The sequence below is a fragment of the Ramlibacter sp. WS9 genome (assembly GCF_003797765.1).
Lineage (GTDB): Bacteria > Pseudomonadota > Gammaproteobacteria > Burkholderiales > Burkholderiaceae_C > Ramlibacter.
Window position 1 is genome coordinate 329,073 of the sequence record NZ_RKMB01000002.1, and the last position, 17,885, is coordinate 346,957.

General features: G+C 63.9%; 24 protein-coding genes. 6 read left to right on the forward strand and 18 right to left on the reverse strand.

Annotation, left to right across the window (positions count from 1 at the left end; genetic code table 11):
• Nucleotides 1–56 precede the first annotated feature (56 nt).
• Nucleotides 57–578: a hypothetical protein gene (locus EEB15_RS04550; RefSeq protein WP_141508340.1), complete on the reverse strand. Its 522-nt coding sequence runs from the start codon at nt 576–578 to the stop codon at nt 57–59.
• A 39-nt stretch (nt 579–617) separates the two neighbouring features.
• Between EEB15_RS04550 and EEB15_RS04555 the strand changes: the two genes are divergently transcribed.
• From EEB15_RS04555 to EEB15_RS04565, 3 genes are read left to right on the forward strand one after another with little or no spacing between them, the layout of a single operon-like run.
• Entirely contained in the window at nt 618–1,853 is a 1,236-nt protein-coding gene (locus EEB15_RS04555) for a CaiB/BaiF CoA-transferase family protein (protein WP_141508341.1), read from the forward strand.
• Nucleotide 1,854: 1 nt separating this feature from the next.
• Nucleotides 1,855–2,610, forward strand: coding sequence for an alpha/beta fold hydrolase (locus EEB15_RS04560; RefSeq protein WP_141508342.1), 756 nt, complete (start codon nt 1,855–1,857; stop codon nt 2,608–2,610).
• 55 nt (nt 2,611–2,665) lie between these two features.
• Nucleotides 2,666–3,166 (forward strand): TlpA disulfide reductase family protein, encoded by a 501-nt coding sequence (locus tag EEB15_RS04565; RefSeq protein WP_141508343.1) that lies wholly within the window; start codon nt 2,666–2,668, stop codon nt 3,164–3,166.
• Nucleotides 3,167–3,276: 110 nt separating this feature from the next.
• On the opposite strand, the gene EEB15_RS04570 is transcribed toward EEB15_RS04565, so the two are convergent.
• Nucleotides 3,277–3,732: a cytochrome c gene (locus EEB15_RS04570; RefSeq protein WP_141508344.1), complete on the reverse strand. Its 456-nt coding sequence runs from the start codon at nt 3,730–3,732 to the stop codon at nt 3,277–3,279.
• Nucleotides 3,733–3,907: 175 nt separating this feature from the next.
• Between EEB15_RS04570 and EEB15_RS04575 the strand changes: the two genes are divergently transcribed.
• Both EEB15_RS04575 and EEB15_RS04580 read left to right on the forward strand, forming a co-directional pair.
• Entirely contained in the window at nt 3,908–4,573 is a 666-nt protein-coding gene (locus EEB15_RS04575) for a cytochrome b/b6 domain-containing protein (protein WP_141508345.1), read from the forward strand.
• 74 nt (nt 4,574–4,647) lie between these two features.
• Entirely contained in the window at nt 4,648–5,145 is a 498-nt protein-coding gene (locus EEB15_RS04580) for a GNAT family N-acetyltransferase (RefSeq protein WP_141508346.1), read from the forward strand.
• Here EEB15_RS04580 and EEB15_RS04585 read toward each other — a convergent pair.
• The 11 genes from EEB15_RS04585 to rplC all read right to left on the reverse strand — a co-directional run bounded on the left by EEB15_RS04585 (nt 5,142) and on the right by rplC (nt 10,710).
• On the reverse strand, nt 5,142–5,648 hold the full coding sequence (locus tag EEB15_RS04585) for a peroxiredoxin (RefSeq protein WP_141508347.1): 507 nt from the start codon (nt 5,646–5,648) through the stop codon (nt 5,142–5,144). The two genes, EEB15_RS04580 and EEB15_RS04585, sit on opposite strands and share 4 nt — an antisense overlap.
• An 81-nt stretch (nt 5,649–5,729) precedes the next feature.
• Nucleotides 5,730–5,999, reverse strand: coding sequence for a 30S ribosomal protein S17 (gene rpsQ / locus EEB15_RS04590; RefSeq protein WP_141508348.1), 270 nt, complete (start codon nt 5,997–5,999; stop codon nt 5,730–5,732).
• Between the two features lie 11 nt (nt 6,000–6,010).
• On the reverse strand, nt 6,011–6,220 hold the full coding sequence (rpmC, locus tag EEB15_RS04595; RefSeq protein WP_141508349.1) for a 50S ribosomal protein L29: 210 nt from the start codon (nt 6,218–6,220) through the stop codon (nt 6,011–6,013).
• 17 nt (nt 6,221–6,237) lie between these two features.
• Nucleotides 6,238–6,654, reverse strand: coding sequence for a 50S ribosomal protein L16 (gene rplP, locus EEB15_RS04600; RefSeq protein WP_141508350.1), 417 nt, complete (start codon nt 6,652–6,654; stop codon nt 6,238–6,240).
• Nucleotides 6,655–6,656: 2 nt separating this feature from the next.
• A complete protein-coding gene (rpsC, locus tag EEB15_RS04605; RefSeq protein ID WP_141508351.1) occupies nt 6,657–7,562 on the reverse strand; it encodes a 30S ribosomal protein S3 in 906 nt (301 codons plus the stop codon).
• 14 nt (nt 7,563–7,576) lie between these two features.
• Complete coding sequence (gene rplV, locus EEB15_RS04610; protein WP_141508352.1) at nt 7,577–7,909, reverse strand: 50S ribosomal protein L22; 333 nt, start codon at nt 7,907–7,909, stop codon at nt 7,577–7,579.
• A gap of 9 nt (nt 7,910–7,918) precedes the next feature.
• Nucleotides 7,919–8,197, reverse strand: a complete 279-nt coding sequence (gene rpsS / locus EEB15_RS04615) for a 30S ribosomal protein S19 (protein ID WP_013899633.1) — start codon at nt 8,195–8,197, stop codon at nt 7,919–7,921.
• Between the two features lie 11 nt (nt 8,198–8,208).
• Nucleotides 8,209–9,033, reverse strand: a complete 825-nt coding sequence (rplB, locus tag EEB15_RS04620) for a 50S ribosomal protein L2 (RefSeq protein ID WP_141508353.1) — start codon at nt 9,031–9,033, stop codon at nt 8,209–8,211.
• A gap of 12 nt (nt 9,034–9,045) precedes the next feature.
• Nucleotides 9,046–9,384: a 50S ribosomal protein L23 gene (rplW, locus tag EEB15_RS04625; RefSeq protein ID WP_141508354.1), complete on the reverse strand. Its 339-nt coding sequence runs from the start codon at nt 9,382–9,384 to the stop codon at nt 9,046–9,048.
• Nucleotides 9,381–10,004 (reverse strand): 50S ribosomal protein L4, encoded by a 624-nt coding sequence (rplD, locus tag EEB15_RS04630; RefSeq protein ID WP_141508355.1) that lies wholly within the window; start codon nt 10,002–10,004, stop codon nt 9,381–9,383. The genes rplW and rplD overlap by 4 nt, the downstream gene beginning before the upstream one ends.
• Nucleotide 10,005: 1 nt before the next feature.
• The gene (gene rplC / locus EEB15_RS04635) at nt 10,006–10,710 is read right to left on the reverse strand and encodes a 50S ribosomal protein L3 (RefSeq protein ID WP_141508356.1); all 705 of its coding nucleotides are present in this window, start codon (nt 10,708–10,710) and stop codon (nt 10,006–10,008) included.
• Between the two features lie 236 nt (nt 10,711–10,946).
• Between rplC and EEB15_RS04640 the strand changes: the two genes are divergently transcribed.
• The gene (locus EEB15_RS04640) at nt 10,947–12,944 is read left to right on the forward strand and encodes a M3 family metallopeptidase (protein ID WP_199236452.1); all 1,998 of its coding nucleotides are present in this window, start codon (nt 10,947–10,949) and stop codon (nt 12,942–12,944) included.
• 63 nt (nt 12,945–13,007) lie between these two features.
• Here EEB15_RS04640 and rpsJ read toward each other — a convergent pair whose 3' ends face one another.
• The 5 genes from rpsJ to rpsL all read right to left on the reverse strand — a co-directional run bounded on the left by rpsJ (nt 13,008) and on the right by rpsL (nt 17,826).
• On the reverse strand, nt 13,008–13,322 hold the full coding sequence (rpsJ, locus tag EEB15_RS04645; protein ID WP_027102403.1) for a 30S ribosomal protein S10: 315 nt from the start codon (nt 13,320–13,322) through the stop codon (nt 13,008–13,010).
• A gap of 2 nt (nt 13,323–13,324) precedes the next feature.
• Nucleotides 13,325–14,515 (reverse strand): elongation factor Tu, encoded by a 1,191-nt coding sequence (tuf, locus tag EEB15_RS04650; protein ID WP_141508357.1) that lies wholly within the window; start codon nt 14,513–14,515, stop codon nt 13,325–13,327.
• A 104-nt stretch (nt 14,516–14,619) separates the two neighbouring features.
• Nucleotides 14,620–16,722, reverse strand: a complete 2,103-nt coding sequence (fusA, locus tag EEB15_RS04655) for an elongation factor G (RefSeq protein WP_141508358.1) — start codon at nt 16,720–16,722, stop codon at nt 14,620–14,622.
• Nucleotides 16,723–16,793: 71 nt separating this feature from the next.
• Entirely contained in the window at nt 16,794–17,267 is a 474-nt protein-coding gene (rpsG, locus tag EEB15_RS04660) for a 30S ribosomal protein S7 (protein ID WP_141508359.1), read from the reverse strand.
• A gap of 181 nt (nt 17,268–17,448) precedes the next feature.
• The gene (gene rpsL / locus EEB15_RS04665; RefSeq protein WP_017759704.1) at nt 17,449–17,826 is read right to left on the reverse strand and encodes a 30S ribosomal protein S12; all 378 of its coding nucleotides are present in this window, start codon (nt 17,824–17,826) and stop codon (nt 17,449–17,451) included.
• Nucleotides 17,827–17,885 lie beyond the last annotated feature (59 nt).

Sequence of the window (17,885 nt, forward strand, 5' to 3'; positions counted from 1 at the left end):
GTGTGCTGCGCTGCCCCCCGAGGGGGCCTTCGCGTCTTCGGGCGGCCGTGCGCCGCTCACTCCAACCTCAGCCCCGAAAAGAAGACTTCCGCGATCTCGGGCTTGAGCTCGTTGCTGTAGATCACCGCCTGGAACACATGGCTGCCCCGCGCGAAGTAAGCGGCATGGCTCTCGACCTTGCTGCCGTCCGCGCGCTTCCCGCTCGCGACAACCTGCAGCGACTGGCGCAGGTCCAGCGCGCCGGGCGGCCGAAACGCGACTTCCTGCGCCGCTTCGCTTTTGAGGTTCAACAAGGTGGCCGTTTTCCACTGGGCCAGCACTTCTCCCAATCGGGCGGGGTCGCCGATATCGGCATGCAGCACCGCGAAGGTGGCTCCTCCGGTGTCGCAGCCCAGCACCTCCAGGCTTACCTCGCGGCCGGCCATGGGCACGGTGCGGGCGCCCTTGTCGGGCTTGCACGGGAGCATCGCCTTCAGCGGCGTCGGCTCGACCCGGAGTTCGCGCCAATTGAACGTGGGAGAGCAAGCGGCCAGGGTGGCTGCGCTGACGAGGAACAGCGCGGCGAGTGTTCGGGGCATGATGGGATTATCCTGTCACGACCCAACGCCGCAGTCTCCATGAATTCACTTGACGGAATCCGTGTCCTCGATCTTTCCCGCGTGCTCGCGGGCCCCTGGTGCACACAAACGCTGGCGGATCTCGGCGCCGACGTGATCAAGATCGAGCGGCCCGGCAGCGGCGACGACACGCGCACCTGGGGACCGCCTTTCCTGAAAGATTCGACCGGCGCCGACACGGCCGAGGCAGCCTATTACCTGGGGACCAACCGCAACAAACGCTCGGTCACCTGCGACATCGCGCAGCCCGAAGGACAGGCACTCATTCGCGAACTGGCTGCGCAGTGCAACGTGTTCGTCGAAAACTTCAAGGTCGGCGACATGGCCCGCTATGGGCTCGACTACGCGTCGCTGCGTGGCGCGAACCCCAGGCTCGTCTATTGCAGCGTGACCGGGTTCGGCCAGACCGGGCCGTACCGGGAGCGCGCCGGCTACGACTACGCGATCCAGGGCATGGGCGGCCTGATGAGCATCACCGGCGAGCGCGACGACATCGGTGGCGGCCCGCAGAAAGTCGGTGTGGCCGTGGCCGACCTGTTCACCGGGATGTACGCGACGGTCGCCATCCTCGCGGCGCTGCGCCATGCGGAGAAGACCGGCGAAGGCCAGCACGTCGACATGGCGCTGCTCGACACGCAGGTCGCGATGCTGGCCAACCTGGGCGCCAACTACCTGGTCAGCGGCAAGGTGCCTGGCCGCGCCGGCAATGCGCACCAGAACATCGTGCCCTACCAGGTGTTCGAGGTGGCGCCCGGTGCTGGCGGCCAGAAGGATCACCTGATCCTGGCGGTGGGCAACGACAGCCAGTACGCGAAGTTCTGCCAGGTCGCGGGCCGGCCGGAGCTGGCAAGCGATGCGCGCTTCAGCAAGAACCAGGACCGCGTGCGCAGCCGCGATGTGCTCGTGCCCATGCTGGAAGCCGTCATGCTCACGCGCACCAAAGCCGACTGGCTGGCCGCGCTGGAGGCGGCCAAGGTACCCTGCGGCGCGATCAACAACCTCGCCGAGGTGTTTGCCGATCCGCATGTGGCGGAGCGCGGCATGGTGACGCCGTGGAATCATCCGTTCCGGCCGGACTTGCAGCTGGTGTCCAGTCCGATCAAGTTGAGCGCCACCCCAGTGCGCACGGACTTGCCGCCGCCACTGCTGGGACAGCACACGGAAGAAGTGCTGCGCGAGCTGCTTCGGTGCGATGATGACCGTGTGCGGCAACTGCGAAACGGCAAGGTGATCTGAAATGGCCCAATTCGTCCTGGTTCATGGCGCATGGCATGGCGGCTGGTGCTGGCGTGACGTGGTGCAGCAGCTCACGGCGGCGGGCCACCGCGTCTACGCGCCGACGCTCACAGGCCTCGGCGAGCGTGCGCACCTCATGTCGCCCGCGATCACGCTGGAGACGCACATTGCGGACGTACGAGGCGTCATCGAGATGGAGGAGCTCGACGACGTGGTGCTGGCCGTGCATTCGTATGCCGGCATGATCGGAACGGCCATCGCCGACCGGTTGCCGCAACGCTTGCGCCACCTGGTCTATGTGGACGCGGTCGTGCCGAAACGCGGCGAGAGCTGGAGCAGCACACACGCCAGTGCCACACGTGAAGCGCGGCTGGCGGCGGCGCAGGCGTCCCCCGACTACAGCTTTCCGCCGCCCGATCCGACGGTGTACGGCCTGAAGGACTCTCAGCGCCAATGGGCCATGCGCCGGCAGACTCCGCATCCCGGCCACACCTACCAGGCGCCATTGGACTTCGACCCTGCGCGGGTCGCGGCCGTGCCGCGCACTTTCGTGAGCTGCACCCAGCCCGCGCTGGCCACGATCGATGCGATCAGGCCGCGGGTTGTCGATCCCGGCTTCTGGGACGGCGCCTGGCTCGGCGGTGGGGGCTCACGCTTCGTGGAGCTGCCAACCGGACACGATCCCATGATCAGCCTGCCGGTGCTGTTGACGCGCATCCTGCTGGATTGCCTCGCCCCGGTGGAAGGCCGCAGCTGAGCGCGGAAACGGCCGAAGGCCTAAAATCCAGCCATTCCATGGGAACAGCTGTTCGATGAAGAAAATCTTGTTGGGTGCCGCCATTGCGGCTGTGGTTGCCGCCGCGGGTGCGGCGCTCGTGCTGGGCACGGGTGCTTCCGCAGCCCCGCAGTCCACGTTCGTGCTGCTGGATGGGTCGAGCAAGACGACGGCCGATCTCAAGGGCCGCGTGACGCTGGTCAACTTCTGGGCCACGAGCTGCACGACCTGCGTGGCGGAGATGCCCAGGATCGTGGCCACCTACGACAAGTACCAGGCCAGAGGCTTCGACACGATGGCCGTGGCCATGAGCTACGACCCGCCCAGCTACGTCGTCAACTACGCACAGACACGCAAGCTCCCGTTCAAGGTCGCGATCGACAACACAGGTGTCGTGGCCAAGGCGTGGGGCGACGTGCAGCTGACGCCCACGACCTATGTGGTGAACAAGCGCGGGGAGATCGTCAAGCGCTATGTGGGCGAACCGAATTTCGCCGAGCTGCACCAGCTGATCGAGAAGCTACTGTCGGAGACGTGAGATGCGTGGGCCACCGCGGAACCGGCTTCGCCGGGCCGCTGGTGGCGCCCCCTTGAGGGGGAGAGGGCAACGCCCGAGGGGGCATCGCCGCAGGCGCTTCGGGGGTGGTCTTAGTCCTTGCGGAACGCGTCGTGGCAGGCCTTGCAGGTGTTGGCGGTGGAGCCGAAGGCCACCTTCAGGTTGTCCAGGCTGTTGGTCTTGGCCGCTGCGAGCAGCTTGCCGGTTTCGCCGACGAGCTTTTCGTTGTGCTCCTTGAACTTGGCCTGCTCGCTCCAGATTTCCGCCTTGGCACGGGTCGGCGTCACCTTGTCGGTGCCAGGGCCGAAGCCTGCCCACGGGAGCCTGGCCATTTCGGCGACGATCTCCGCGTTTTCTGTGGCGGCCTTCGCGTCAAAGGGCACGCGGCCATTCGCCATGGCACCGATGCGGCCGAAGTGCTGGGCCATCACGAACAGCGCGCCCTGGCGGTACTTGACGGCGTCTTCAGGCTTGGCGAACTGGGCCGAAGCCGGGGAGGCCAGCGTCAGGGCGGCAGCGGCGAGGGCGAGCGAGGCGGCAATTTTCATGAGTTTCTTCTCCGAGGTTGTCAAAAGTTTTGCAGGGGCAACTCCTGCTGAGTGGAGTTTGCGGGAAAAGTTCTCGCGGAACTTGCGGTACAGGGAATCTACTAATCCCCATCCACACGGCCGAGTGCGGCCCGGACCCGAGGAAAATTCAACAATCCATCCGGAGGAAATTCTTATGTCGAACAAGGTTAGGGTGTGGGACCTGCCCACACGCCTCTTTCACTGGGCGCTGGTCGCCTGCATCCTGGCGTCGCTCATCTCGGGCTACCGCGGCGGCGACGCAATGGTGTGGCATGCGCGGATCGGCTACACGGTGTTGACCCTGCTGCTGTTTCGCATCGTCTGGGGCTTCGTGGGCGGGCGCTGGTCGCGCTTCGCTTCGTTCCTCTATTCGCCGGGCAGCGTCGTCAATTATTTGCGCGGCAAGGCGCACCCGGACCACCTTGTCGGCCACAACCCGCTGGGCGCCGGCTCGGTGTTCGCCATGCTGGCTTTCCTGTTGGCGCAGTTGGCCACCGGGCTGATCGGGGATGACGAAATTGCTTTCACCGGGCCATTCAACAAGTTCGTCGAAACCAGCAAGGGCCTCGCGGCCACTTGGTACCACAAGCGGATCGGGCAGTGGGTGATCCTGGGCCTCGTGGTGCTGCACATTGTCGCGGTTCTCTACTACCTCTGGAAGAAGAACGACAACCTCATCAAGCCGATGCTGCACGGGGACAAGCAGCTCGGCAGCACCGCGGCGCCCTCGCGCGACGACGCCGCTTCGCGATTTGCGGCGCTGTTCGTCTTTGGCCTTTGTGCCGGTGCCATCACCTGGCTGGTGAAACTGGGCGGTTGAGGCGGGCCCGGCCCGGCGTGCGCGCGGTTTCGCAAGGCGCTAAACTGGCGGGCCCCAAAGCTCTATCCATTGGCGTGCAACCGCAACAGCTTCCCCAGGTCCAGCTCGTCACGCCGGACACGCCTCAAGCGCTCGACACGCTGCGCGACATCTTCAAGGAGTACGCGCGCGGCCTGGGTGTGGACTTGTGCTTCCAGCAATTCGACGAAGAGCTCGCCACGTTGCCGGGCGACTATGCGCCGCCGCAAGGTGCGCTTTTCCTCGCCTTGGTCGACGGCCAGCCTGCCGGGAGCTGCGCGCTACGGCCGATAGAAGACACCGACTACCCCAATGCCGCGGAGATGAAGCGCCTTTACGTGCGTGACGCTTTCCGTGGCCTGGGCCTGGGCCGCCAGTTGGTCGAGGCTACGCTGGACGCCGCACGCCAGGCGGGATACGCCTGCGTGCTGCTGGACACCCTCGACGACATGGAGGCAGCGCGCGCGCTGTACGAGGACCTGGGCTTCGAGGACATCCCGCCCTACTATCACAACCCGATTCCGGGCGCGCACTACTTGAAAGCCGATCTTTAACCTTTGGCTTGCGCCAACAAGGTCGCGGCGTCGCTCACTTCGAACTTGCCCGGCGCTTCGACGTTCAGCGAAGCGACCTTGCCGTCTTTGACCAGCATCGAGTAGCGCGCGCTGCGCACGCCCATGCCCTTGGACGTAAGGTCCAGCGTCAGGCCGGCGGCCTTGGCGAAGTCGCCGCTGCCGTCGCCGAGCATGCGGACCTTGTCGCCCGTCTTCTGGTCGCGCGCCCAGGCGCCCATGACGAAAGCGTCGTTGACGGAGAGGCACCAGATCTCATCGACACCGGCCTTCTTGAACTCGTCGGCGCTCGTCACGAATCCGGGCACATGCTTGGCGGAACAGGTGGGCGTGAAGGCGCCCGGCAGCGCGAACACGGCGATGGTCTTGCCGGCGGCGGCGTCTTGAACCTTCACAGGGTTCGGGCCGATGCTGCAGCCGTTGCCTTCAACCTCGGAATATTCCTGCAGGGTGACGTCCGGGAGAGCGTCTCCGACCTTGATCATGATGGGTGCCTTTCTATGTCGACAAAAAAGAAACGGCCCACATTGTGAGCCGTTTTGCGGGGGTCTGCAGCGCGTGAGCGATCAGACTTCGATGGCCTTCTCGACCAGGCGGGTCGCAACCCAGTTCTTGGTCTTGGAGATCGGGCGGCTTTCGGTGATCTCGATCACGTCGCCAGTGTGGTACTCGCCCTTTTCGTCATGGGCGTGGTACTTGCTCGACTTGGCAACGATCTTGCCGTAGAGCTCGTGCTTCACACGGCGCTCCACCAGGACCGTCACGGTCTTGGCGCGCTTGTCGCTCACGACCTTGCCGATCAGGGTGCGCTTGAGGGATGTTTTGGCTTCCGTCATGGTGCTTGTCCTTACTTGGCGGTCTTGGCGGACTCAGCCTGCTTCTGGGCCAGGATGGTCTTCGCGCGGGCGATGTCGCGGCGCGTGATACGCAGCGTGCCGGTGTTGGTCAATTGTTGCGTCGCCTTCTGCATGCGCAGGCCGAAGTGGGCCTTCTGCAGGGATTTGACTTCGGCTTCGAGGCCGGCAACGTCTTTTTTGCGCAGTTCAGTAGTTTTCATTTTTCATCACTCCTGAATTACGCGCCGATCATGCGGCTGACGAAGGTCGTGCGCAGCGGCAGCTTGGCGGCTGCCAGGCGGAACGCTTCGCGGGCGAGCTCTTCGCTCACGCCGACGATCTCGAACACGACCTTGCCCGGCTGGATTTCGGCCACGTAGTACTCGGGGTTGCCCTTGCCGTTACCCATCCGCACTTCAGCGGGCTTGGTGGAGATCGGCTTGTCGGGGAACACACGGATCCAGATGCGGCCACCACGCTTCACGTGGCGGGAAATCGCGCGGCGCGCGGCTTCGATCTGGCGGGCCGTCAGGCGGCCACGGTCCGTGCACTTCAGGCCGAAGTCACCGAATGCCACCGAGTTGCCCCGGGTGGCGATGCCGGTGTTACGGCCCTTCTGCTCTTTGCGGTATTTGCGGCGAGCGGGTTGCAGCATGTTTACTCTCCTTTACCGTCAGCGGGCGTGGTGCCTGCCGGCGCTGCCTTGCGGACGCGCTTAACGGTAGATTTCGGTGCATCGGCACCTGTCGTTGCTTCGGCGGGTTTGTCGCTGCCATCGGCGGGAGCGACGTTGCCAGCACCAGCTGCGGGGCGGCGGGGGGCGGGACCACGGCGGTCACCGGTCGGGCGGTCGCCCGGGCGGCCATCGCGGCGGGGGCCACGCGGACGGCGCTCTTCCTCGGCACGGGGCTCGACGATCGCCGGCAAATCATTGCGGCCGAGCGTGTCGCCCTTGTAGACCCAGACCTTGACGCCGATGACGCCGTAGGTGGTCTTGGCTTCGGAGAAACCGTAGTCGATGTCGGCGCGCAGCGTATGAAGCGGCACGCGGCCTTCGCGGTACCACTCGGTGCGCGCGATCTCGATGCCGTTCAGGCGGCCGGCGGACATGATCTTGATGCCCTGGGCGCCCAGGCGCATCGCGTTCTGCATGGCGCGCTTCATCGCGCGGCGGAACATGATGCGCTTTTCGAGCTGCTGGGTGATCGAGTCGGCGATCAGCTGGGCATCGATTTCGGGCTTGCGCACTTCCTCGATGTTCACTGCCACCGGCACGCCCAGGCGCTTGCCGAGTTCTTTTTTGAGCGCTTCGATGTCTTCGCCCTTCTTGCCGATCACCACGCCCGGGCGAGCCGAGTAGATGGTGATGCGGGCGCTCTTGGCGGGGCGCTCGATGAGGACGCGCGAAACCGCGGCGTTCTTCAGCTTGCCCTTCAGGTACTCGCGCACCTTGATGTCTTCGGCCAGCATGCCGGCGAAGTCACGGTTGTTCGCGTACCAACGGCTGGCCCAGTTGCGGCTGACCGAAAGACGGAAGCCGGTAGGATGGATTTTTTGTCCCATGGTGTCCTGAGCCTTTAGTTGCCAACGGTCAAGTACACGTGGCACGTGGGCTTGACGATGCGATTGCCGCGGCCTTTGGCGCGCGCGGTGAAGCGCTTGAGCGAAGCGCCCTGCTCGACGTAGATGGTCTTGACCTTCAGCTCGTCGATGTCGGCGCCGTCGTTGTGTTCGGCGTTGGCGATGGCGGACTCCAGGACCTTCTTGACGATTCCCGCAGCTTTTTTCTGCGTGAAGTTCAGGATGTTCAGGGCTTGGTCCACTTTCTTGCCACGGATCAGGTCGGCGACCAGACGGCCCTTGTCGACCGAGAGGCGCACACCGCGGAGGACTGCACGTGTTTCAGACATGGTTCACCTTCACTTCTTCTGGACTTTTTTGTCCGCCGGGTGACCCTTGAAGGTGCGCGTCAGGGCGAATTCGCCGAGCTTGTGGCCCACCATCTGGTCGGTGATGTAGACAGGGACGTGCTGCTTGCCGTTGTGCACGGCGATCGTCAGACCGATGAACTCGGGCAGGATCATGGAGCGGCGCGACCAGGTCTTGATCGGTTTCTTGTCCTTCGTGGTCACGGCCTTGTCGGCCTTGGCCACCAGGTGGTGGTCAACGAAAGGACCTTTTTTGAGTGAGCGAGTCATTCGTTAACCCCTTACTTCTTGCGACGCGACACGATCATGACCTGCGTGCGCTTGTTGTTACGGGTACGGTAACCCTTGGTCAGATTGCCCCACGGATCGACGGGGTGACGGCCTTCGCCGGTCTTGCCTTCGCCGCCACCGTGCGGGTGGTCAACCGGGTTCATCACCACACCGCGAACGGTCGGACGGATACCCATGTGGCGCTTCACGCCGGCCTTGCCCAACTGGCGCAGGCTGTGCTCTTCGTTGGCCACTTCGCCAATGGTCGCGCGGCATTCGATGTGGATCTTGCGAACCTCACCGGAGCGCATGCGCACCTGGGCGTACGTGCCTTCGCGAGCCAGCAGCGTCGCGGAGGTACCGGCCGAACGGGCGATCTGGGCACCGGCACCGGGCTTGAGCTCGATGCAGTGGATCGTCGAGCCCACCGGGATGTTGCGAACCGGCAGCGTGTTGCCGGCACGGATCGGGGCTTCCGAACCGCTCAGCAGCACCGAGCCGACTTCCAGGCCGCGCGGGGCGATGATGTAGCGGCGCTCACCGTCGGCGTAGCACACCAGTGCCAGGTGGGCGGTGCGGTTCGGGTCGTACTCGATGCGTTCGACCTTGGCCGGGATGCCGTCCTTGTTGCGAACGAAGTCGACAACGCGGTAGTGGTGCTTGTGCCCACCGCCCTTGTGGCGGGTGGTGATGTGGCCGTTGTTGTTGCGGCCGGACTTCTGGAACTGGGGCTCCAGCAGCGGCGCGTACGGTTCACCCTTGTGGAGGTGATCCCGCGAGATCTTCACCATGCCGCGATGGCCTGGTGAAGTCGGTTTCATTTTGATGACTGCCATAGTCTTACGCGCTTACGCGGCCTCCCCGTTCAGGTTCAGCTCTTGACCGGGCTTGAGCATCACGTAGGCCTTGCGAACGTTGTCGCGGCGACCCACCGAGCGGCCGAAGCGCTTGGTCTTGCCTTTGGTGTTGACCACCGAGACGCCCTTGACCTCGACCTTGAACATCAGTTCAACGGCCGCCTTGATCTCGGGCTTGGTGGCGTCCTGCAGCACCTTGAAAGTCACTGCGTTGGTCTTGTCGGCCACGTGCGTGGCCTTTTCGGAAACGATCGGAGCGATCAGAACCTTCATCAGGCGGCCTTCGTCGAACTTGGCGCGCGATGCGGGAGTGGGATTGACGCGGCTCATGCGAACATCTCCTTGAGCTTGTCCATGGCGCCCTTGGTGACGAGCACCTTCTTGTAATGCACCAGCGACAGCGGATCGGCGTAACGCGGCTCGACGACGAGCACGTTCACCAGGTTGCGCGAGGCCAAGTACAGGTTCTCGTCCACTTCCTCGGCGATCACCAGGACCGAAGCCCCGAGGTTCATGGCCTTGAAACGGGCGGCCAGCTGCTTGGTCTTGGGCGAATCCACCTTCATGGACTCGACCACGGCCAGCCGGCCTTCGCGGGCCAGCTGCGAGAAGATGGCGGCCATACCAGCGCGGTACATCTTCTTGTTGATCTTCTGGGTGAAGTTTTCGTCCGGCATGTTCGGGAAAATCCGGCCGCCCCCGCGCCACAGCGGCGAGGAAGTCATACCGGCACGGGCGCGGCCCGTTCCCTTTTGCTTGAACGGCTTCTTGGTCGAGTGCCGGACTTGTTCGCGGTCCTTCTGGGCGCGCGTGCCCTGGCGGGCATTGGCCTGGAAGGCGACGACGATCTGGTGCACCAGGTCTTCGTTGTATTCACGGCCGAACACGGTCTCGGGCGCGTCGTACTTCGACGCCGCCTGGCCTTGTTCGTTCAGGAGTTCGAGTTGCATGTTACTTCGCTCCCTTCGCAGCGGAAGACTTGTCAGCCCCTGCGGTAGCGGGCTTGGCCTTCACGGCCGGGCGGACGGTGACGAAGCCGCCCTTGGAGCCGGGAACGGCGCCGCGGATCAGCAGCAGGCCACGGGCCTCGTCGATGCGGATGACGTCCAGGTTCTGGGTGGTGACGGTGTCGTCGCCCAGGTGGCCCGTCATGCGCTTGCCGGGGAACACACGGCCGGGATCCTGCGCCATGCCGATCGAGCCGGGCACGTTGTGCGAACGGCTGTTGCCGTGCGACGCGCGCTGCGAGCTCATGTGGTGGCGCTTGATGGTGCCGGCGAAGCCCTTGCCGATGGTCGTGCCCTGCACGTCCACCTTCTGGCCGACGGTGAAGATGTCGGCGGCAGGCACGGTGGCGCCAGCTGCGTACTTGGCAGCGGTATCGGCGGTGACGCGGAATTCCTGGATGATTTCACCGGCCTCCACGCTTGCCTTGGCAAGGTGGCCGGCTTGCGGCTTGGTCACACGCGAAGCTTTGCGCGAACCGAACGTGACCTGCAGGGCCACGTAGCCGTCGTTCTCTTCAGATTTGACCTGGGTCACACGGTTGTTCGACACATCCACCACCGTGACAGGAACTGCATCCCCATCATCGGTGAACAGGCGCATCATGCCCACCTTGCGGCCCAGCAACCCGAGGGAGTTGCTCAGACTCATTTTTTGCTCCAAAACTCCCGCCGCAGCCGCTGCAATTGGCTTCTGCGTTTGACACGCCCCTTTTGGGATGAACCCTGAGGGACGCGGCGAAAGAAGGTTGATAAATTCGCCCACTTGGGGCGTCTCATACGCTTCACCCAATTTGGGCGAAGTCGGCGATTATAGCCCGCCCCTGGAAATACTGCAAAGACCCGGCCCCTCCGGCGCGCCTGCCGCCTCAGCTTTTGGAGAATTCATTGCGCCTGACTGCCCTGTTCCTGGCCTTGGCCACCGCCGGCCCGGCCTCTTTTGGCGCGGAATGGACCGGGACTTCCGCCCGGCTCGTCGCCGCCCCCGCCGATCTGCTCGCTTCCTGCCGGGCCGGCATCGCGGCTTCGCGCGACCAGATGGCCCGGGTCAAGTCGGCCCCGCCCCGGGAGGAAGCCGCTCTGGCCGCCTACGACGCGGCCCAGCAGACACTGGGAAGCGCGGGCGCCGTGGGCTACCTTGCCAAGGAAGTGCACCCCGACAAGCCCCTGAGAGAAGCAGGAGAAACCTGTGTCCAGGAAGTTTCGGCGGTATCGACCGAATACTCCCTGGACCGCCCGACCTACGAGGCGCTGTCGAAGATCGATCCTGCGGGCCTGGACGCGCCCACCCGCCACTACCTTGAGCGCACGCTGCTGCGCTTCCGCCTCGCGGGCGTCGACCGGGATGACGCCATTCGCGGCCGTGTGCTGCAACTCAACGATGACCTCACCAAGCTGAGCCAGGAATTCAACCGGAACATCCGCGACAGCGTCCTCACGCTCGAAGTGGAGCCTGCGGACCTGGAAGGACTTCCTGCCGACTTCGTGCGAGCGCATCCGCCCGGCGCCAACGGCAAGGTGAAACTCTCCACCGACAGCCCCGACTACGTGCCTTTCATGTCCTATTCGAAGAGCGTGCGGGCGCGGGAGGCATTCTGGAAGCTCTACCGCCTGCGTGCCCACCCGGCCAACCTCGCCACTCTCGACAAGATGCTGGCCAGGCGCCACGAGCTCGCCACGTTGCTGGGATATTCGAACTGGGCCGACTACGTGACGGCCGACAAGATGATCGGCAACGCGGCCCGGGCCGGCGAGTTCATCGACCGGATCTCGAACGCGGCCGCAAAGCGCGCCGAGCGCGATTACGGTGACCTGCTGGCTCGCAAACGCAAGGACGACGCCTCGGCCACACAGGTCCTCCCATGGGAAAGCGGCTACCTGGGCGATCGGATCAAGGCCGAGCAATACGGCGTGGAGTCGCAGCAGGTACGGCCCTACTTCCAGTACGACAACGTGAAGAAGGCGGTGCTCGACATCACCGGACGCATGTTCGGCCTGCGGTATGAGCGCATCGCCGACGCAAAGGTGTGGCACCCGGACGTCGAGACCTACGATGTCTACGACGGCAAGGAGCGGCTGGGGCGCATCCACCTCGACATGCACCCGCGCGTCAGCAAATTCAAGCATTTCGCTCACTTCTCGCTGGCCAAGGGCAAGAAGGGGGTGTCACTGCCCGAGAGCGTGCTGGTGTGCAACTTCCGCCAACCGACGGCCAACGACCCGGGCCTGCTGGAATACGGCGACGTGCGCACGTTTTTCCACGAGTTCGGCCACCTGATCCACGCTGTGGTGGGCGGCCACACGCGTTGGGCGGGCATCTCGGGCGTGGCGACGGAACGTGATTTTGTCGAGGCGCCGTCGCAGATGCTCGAGGAGTGGATGCGCGACGCGAAGACCCTGCAGTCGTTTGCCATCCACTACCAGACGAAGCAACCGATCCCGATGGACCTGGTCGAGCGCCTGCGCAAGGCCGACGAGCTCGGCAGGGGCATGCAGGTGCGCACGCAGATGTCGTATGCGGCCGTCAGCCTGGGGTTGCACAACCGCGATCCCAAGGGGCTGGACACCACCGCTTTCGTCGCGCAGATGACGGAGAAGTACACGCCCTACAAGCACGTGCCCGGCACGTACTTCCACGAAGCCTTCGGCCACCTCGATGGCTACTCGGCGATCTACTACACCTACATGTGGTCGCTCGTCATCGCAAAGGACATGTACAGCGCGTTCAGCGCACAGGGCGACATCATGAACCCGGCGGTCGCGCGCAAATACCGCGATGCCGTGCTCGCGCCGGGCGGCTCCAAGCCGGCGGCCGAGCTCGTGCAGGACTTCCTCGGCCGGCCATACGGCTTCGCGTCCTACCAGCGCTGGCTGGACCAGGACTGAACACGAGCCCCAAAGAAAAACGCCGCGAAGTTCGCGGCGTTTTTCATGGAGAGCTTGAAGCCCTTACTGCAGCTTGATCTCGACGTCCACGCCGGCCGGCAGGTCCAGCTTCATCAGCGCGTCGACGGTCTTGTCCGTCGGGTCGACGATGTCCATCAGGCGCTGGTGCGTGCGGATTTCGAACTGGTCGCGGCTCGACTTGTTGACGTGCGGCGATCGCAGGATGTCGAAACGCTTCATGCGCGTCGGCAGGGGCACGGGGCCCTTGACGATGGCACCGGTGCGCTTGGCGGTGTCGACGATCTCAGCGGCGGACTGGTCGATCAGCTTGTAATCGAAGGCCTTGAGGCGGATGCGGATTTTCTGTTGGGTGGCCATGATTACTCCAGGATCTTTGCGACGACGCCCGAACCCACGGTCTTGCCGCCTTCGCGGATGGCAAAGCGCAGGCCTTCTTGCATGGCGATGGGGTTGATCAGCTTGACGGTGATCGACACGTTGTCGCCGGGCATGACCATTTCCTTGTCCTTGGGCAGCTCGATGGCGCCCGTCACGTCCGTGGTGCGGAAGTAGAACTGGGGACGGTAGTTGTTGAAGAACGGCGTGTGACGGCCACCTTCGTCCTTGCTCAGCACGTACACCTCGGCGGTGAAGTGCGTGTGCGGCTTGATCGAGCCGGGCTTGCACAGCACCTGGCCGCGCTGCACGTCTTCGCGCTTGGTGCCGCGAAGCAGGATACCGACGTTGTCGCCGGCCTGGCCCTGGTCCAGCAGCTTGCGGAACATTTCCACGCCGGTGCAGGTGGTCTTCTGGGTAACGGCAATGCCGACGATCTCGATTTCTTCGCCGACCTTGACGATGCCGCGCTCGATACGGCCGGTCACCACAGTGCCGCGGCCAGAGATGGAGAACACGTCTTCGACAGGCATGAGGAAGGCGCCGTCCACCGCACGCTCGGGCGTGGGGATGTAGCTGTCCATGGCTTCAGCCAGCTTCATGATGGCCTGCTCGCCCAGTTCGCCCTTGTCGCCTTCCAAGGCCAGCTTGGCGCTGCCGTGGATGATGGGGGTGTCGTCGCCGGGGAAGTCGTACTTGGACAGGAGTTCGCGCAGCTCCATCTCGACGAGTTCGAGCAGCTCGGCGTCGTCGACCATGTCGCACTTGTTCAGGAACACCAGGATGTAGGGCACGCCGACCTGGCGGGCCAGCAGGATGTGCTCGCGGGTCTGGGGCATGGGGCCGTCAGCGGCCGAGCACACCAAAATCGCGCCGTCCATCTGGGCAGCGCCGGTGATCATGTTCTTGACGTAGTCGGCGTGGCCGGGGCAGTCGACGTGGGCGTAGTGGCGGTTGGCCGTTTCGTATTCCACGTGGGCGGTGTTGATGGTGATGCCGCGCGCTTTTTCTTCAGGAGCCGCGTCGATCTGGTCGTACGCCTTGGCTTCGCCGCCAAACTTGCTGGCCAGCACCGAGGTGATCGCCGCCGTCAACGTGGTCTTGCCATGGTCCACGTGGCCAATCGTGCCTACGTTGACGTGCGGCTTGGTCCGCTCGAATTTTCCTTTTGCCATTTCAAATCTCCAAAGAGCATGCCCGTGTCGGGTTTAACGTCTGCACTGTGTTGCTGATTCCCCCGCCACGGGCAGCGGGGGGCACACAGTCGCAGACAGCGAAATTACTTGGCTCGTGCGGCCACGATGGCCTCGGCGACGTTACGGGGAGCTTCGCTGTAGTGCTTGAACTCCATCGTGTACGTGGCACGGCCTTGCGACATCGAACGCAGCGTGGTCGAGTAGCCGAACATTTCCGACAGCGGCACTTCGGCCTTGATGGCCTTGCCGCCACCAACCATGTCTTCCATGCCCTGCACCATGCCACGGCGGGACGACAGGTCGCCCATCACGTTGCCGGCGTAGTCTTCAGGCGTCTCGACTTCCACGGCCATCATCGGCTCCAGAATCACGGGGCCGGCCTTCCGGCAGCCTTCCTTGAAACCGAAGATGGCGGCCATCTTGAACGCCAGTTCGTTCGAGTCCACGTCGTGGTACGAACCGAAGTGCAGCGTCACCTTGACGTCGACCACCGGGTAGCCGGCCAGCACGCCTTGCGTGACGGCTTCGTTGATGCCCTTTTCCACCGCGGGGATGAACTCGCGCGGAACCACACCACCCTTGATGGCGTCGACGAACTCAATGCCCTTGCCGGGTTCGTTCGGCTCGATCTTGAGCACGACGTGACCGTACTGGCCCTTGCCGCCGGACTGGCGCACGAACTTGCCTTCAGCGTCTTCGATCGTCTTGCGGATCGTTTCGCGGTAGGCCACCTGCGGCTTGCCGACGTTGGCTTCCACACCGAATTCGCGCTTCATGCGGTCGACGATGATTTCCAGGTGCAGCTCGCCCATGCCGGCGATGATGGTCTGGCCGGATTCTTCGTCCGTGCGCACGCGGAACGACGGGTCTTCCTGGGCCAGGCGGTTCAGGGCGATGCCCATCTTTTCCTGGTCGACCTTGGTCTTGGGCTCCACGGCCTGCGCGATCACGGGCTCGGGGAACACCATGCGCTCGAGCATGACGATGGAAGACGGGTCGCACAGGGTCTCACCCGTGGTGACGTCCTTCAGGCCCACGCAGGCGGCGATGTCACCGGCGCGGATCTCGTCCACTTCCAGGCGGTTGTTGGCGTGCATCTGCACGATACGGCCGATACGCTCCTTCTTGCCACGGATCGGGTTGTAGACGCTGTCACCCTTGGACAGCACGCCCGAGTAGACGCGCACGAATGTGAGCTGGCCCACGAACGGGTCGGTCATCAGCTTGAACGCCAGTGCCGAGAACTTCTCGCTGTCGTCAGCCCTGCGGGTCGTCGGCTTTTCGTCGTCGTCCATGCCCTTGACCGGGGGAATGTCCACCGGCGAGGGCATGAGTTCGATCACGGCGTCCAGCATGCGCTGCACACCCTTGTTCTTGAACGCGGTGCCGCAGAGCATCGGCTGGATTTCGCTGGCGATCGTGCGCGTGCGCAGGCCGAGCGTGATCTCCTCTTCGGTCAGATCACCCTCTTCCAGGTACTTGTTCATCAGCTCTTCGCTGGCTTCGGCCGCGGCTTCGACCATCTTCTCGCGCCATTCCTTGGCCTGCTCGAGGAGCTCGGCCGGGATTTCAGCGTAGTTGAACTTCATGCCCTGAGAGGCTTCGTCCCAGAGGATGGCCTTCATCTTGCGCAGGTCGACCACGCCGGTGAAGTTTTCCTCGGCGCCGATCGGGATCACGATCGGCACGGGGTTGGCCTTCAGGCGCAGCTTCATCTGCTCATAGACCTTGAAGAAGTTCGCACCGGTGCGGTCCATCTTGTTGACGAACGCGAGACGCGGCACCTTGTACTTGTTGGCCTGGCGCCACACGGTTTCCGACTGCGGCTGCACGCCGCCCACGGCGCAGTACACCATGCAGGCGCCGTCCAGCACGCGCATGGAACGCTCCACCTCGATGGTGAAGTCCACGTGGCCGGGGGTGTCGATGATGTTGATGCGGTGCTCGGGGAACGACAGGTCCATGCCCTTCCAGAAGCAGGTGGTGGCAGCGGACGTGATCGTGATGCCACGTTCCTGCTCCTGCTCCATCCAGTCCATGGTCGCGGCGCCATCGTGCACTTCGCCGATCTTGTGATTCACACCGGTATAGAACAGGATGCGCTCGGTGGTCGTGGTCTTGCCGGCGTCGATGTGAGCCGAAATACCAATGTTGCGATAGCGCTCGATGGGCGTCTTGCGGGCCATGATGATCTTTCGTTGAAAAGGGCACAGGCCCGCTCGTGGCGGGCCCGTATTCCAGGATATGGGGACGGTTCTTAGAAGCGGAAGTGGCTGAAGGCCTTGTTCGCCTCGGCCATGCGGTGCACTTCGTCACGCTTCTTCATGGCGCCGCCACGGCCTTCCGTGGCTTCCATCAGCTCGTTGGCCAGGCGCATGGCCATGGACTTCTCGCCGCGCTTCTTGGCGGCTTCCTTCAGCCAGCGCATCGCCAGGGCCAGGCGGCGCACCGGGCGCACTTCAACCGGCACCTGGTAGTTGGCACCGCCGACGCGGCGGGACTTCACTTCGACCATGGGCTTGACGTTGTTGATCGCCATGGTGAAGGCTTCGACCGGGTCCTTGCCCGGGTTCTTCTTCTCGATCTGCTCCAGAGCGCCGTAAATGATGCGCTCGGCGATCGCCTTCTTGCCGCCTTGCATGATGACGTTCATGAACTTGGCGAGCTCGACATTGCCGTACTTGGGATCCGGCAGGATTTCACGTTTAGGGACTTCGCGACGACGTGGCATGGTTTCACCTCTTAATTTGCTTCAGCTGGCTTTTCCCTTTCGGGGGCCTAGAAAGCCATCAGGCCTTCGCTTACTCGACCCACGCGGACAATTCCGCGCTTCGGGTCACTACGCTCAAACAGCCTGCCAGGGCTGATTGGGCACCGACAAAACTACCAAATACTTCTTCGGGCCAAAGCCGTTAGGCTTTCTTCGGCCTCTTCGCGCCGTACTTGGAGCGGGACTGCTTGCGATCCTTCACGCCCTGCAGGTCCAGCGAACCGCGCACGATGTGGTAACGCACACCGGGCAAGTCCTTGACACGACCGCCGCGAACCAGCACCACGCTGTGTTCCTGCAGGTTGTGGCCTTCGCCGCCGATGTAGGAAATGACTTCGAAGCCGTTGGTCAGGCGGACCTTGGCGACCTTACGAAGGGCCGAGTTCGGCTTCTTCGGCGTCGTGGTGTACACGCGAGTGCACACGCCCCGGCGCTGGGGGCTGTTCTGCATCGCGGGGCTCTTGGATTTGGTCTTTTCGACCTCCCGCCCCTGACGCACGAGTTGATTGATGGTTGGCATTGAACGTCCCTAAACGTCGTGAAATTGAAAAACCGAAAGGAAAGCTTCTCCCACCCCAA

Coding starts and splice junctions, on each gene's coding strand:
- EEB15_RS04550 (WP_141508340.1), bottom strand. CDS start 578: ATGCCCCGAACACTCGCCGCGCTGTTCCTCGTCAGCGCAGCCACCCTG.
- EEB15_RS04555 (WP_141508341.1), top strand. CDS start 618: ATGAATTCACTTGACGGAATCCGTGTCCTCGATCTTTCCCGCGTGCTC.
- EEB15_RS04560 (WP_141508342.1), top strand. CDS start 1,855: ATGGCCCAATTCGTCCTGGTTCATGGCGCATGGCATGGCGGCTGGTGC.
- EEB15_RS04565 (WP_141508343.1), top strand. CDS start 2,666: ATGAAGAAAATCTTGTTGGGTGCCGCCATTGCGGCTGTGGTTGCCGCC.
- EEB15_RS04570 (WP_141508344.1), bottom strand. CDS start 3,732: ATGAAAATTGCCGCCTCGCTCGCCCTCGCCGCTGCCGCCCTGACGCTG.
- EEB15_RS04575 (WP_141508345.1), top strand. CDS start 3,908: ATGTCGAACAAGGTTAGGGTGTGGGACCTGCCCACACGCCTCTTTCAC.
- EEB15_RS04585 (WP_141508347.1), bottom strand. CDS start 5,648: ATGATCAAGGTCGGAGACGCTCTCCCGGACGTCACCCTGCAGGAATAT.
- rpsQ (WP_141508348.1), bottom strand. CDS start 5,999: ATGACGGAAGCCAAAACATCCCTCAAGCGCACCCTGATCGGCAAGGTC.
- rpmC (WP_141508349.1), bottom strand. CDS start 6,220: ATGAAAACTACTGAACTGCGCAAAAAAGACGTTGCCGGCCTCGAAGCC.
- rplP (WP_141508350.1), bottom strand. CDS start 6,654: ATGCTGCAACCCGCTCGCCGCAAATACCGCAAAGAGCAGAAGGGCCGT.
- rpsC (WP_141508351.1), bottom strand. CDS start 7,562: ATGGGACAAAAAATCCATCCTACCGGCTTCCGTCTTTCGGTCAGCCGC.
- rplV (WP_141508352.1), bottom strand. CDS start 7,909: ATGTCTGAAACACGTGCAGTCCTCCGCGGTGTGCGCCTCTCGGTCGAC.
- rpsS (WP_013899633.1), bottom strand. CDS start 8,197: ATGACTCGCTCACTCAAAAAAGGTCCTTTCGTTGACCACCACCTGGTG.
- rplB (WP_141508353.1), bottom strand. CDS start 9,033: ATGGCAGTCATCAAAATGAAACCGACTTCACCAGGCCATCGCGGCATG.
- rplW (WP_141508354.1), bottom strand. CDS start 9,384: ATGAGCCGCGTCAATCCCACTCCCGCATCGCGCGCCAAGTTCGACGAA.
- rplD (WP_141508355.1), bottom strand. CDS start 10,004: ATGCAACTCGAACTCCTGAACGAACAAGGCCAGGCGGCGTCGAAGTAC.
- rplC (WP_141508356.1), bottom strand. CDS start 10,710: ATGAGTCTGAGCAACTCCCTCGGGTTGCTGGGCCGCAAGGTGGGCATG.
- rpsJ (WP_027102403.1), bottom strand. CDS start 13,322: ATGGCCACCCAACAGAAAATCCGCATCCGCCTCAAGGCCTTCGATTAC.
- tuf (WP_141508357.1), bottom strand. CDS start 14,515: ATGGCAAAAGGAAAATTCGAGCGGACCAAGCCGCACGTCAACGTAGGC.
- fusA (WP_141508358.1), bottom strand. CDS start 16,722: ATGGCCCGCAAGACGCCCATCGAGCGCTATCGCAACATTGGTATTTCG.
- rpsG (WP_141508359.1), bottom strand. CDS start 17,267: ATGCCACGTCGTCGCGAAGTCCCTAAACGTGAAATCCTGCCGGATCCC.
- rpsL (WP_017759704.1), bottom strand. CDS start 17,826: ATGCCAACCATCAATCAACTCGTGCGTCAGGGGCGGGAGGTCGAAAAG.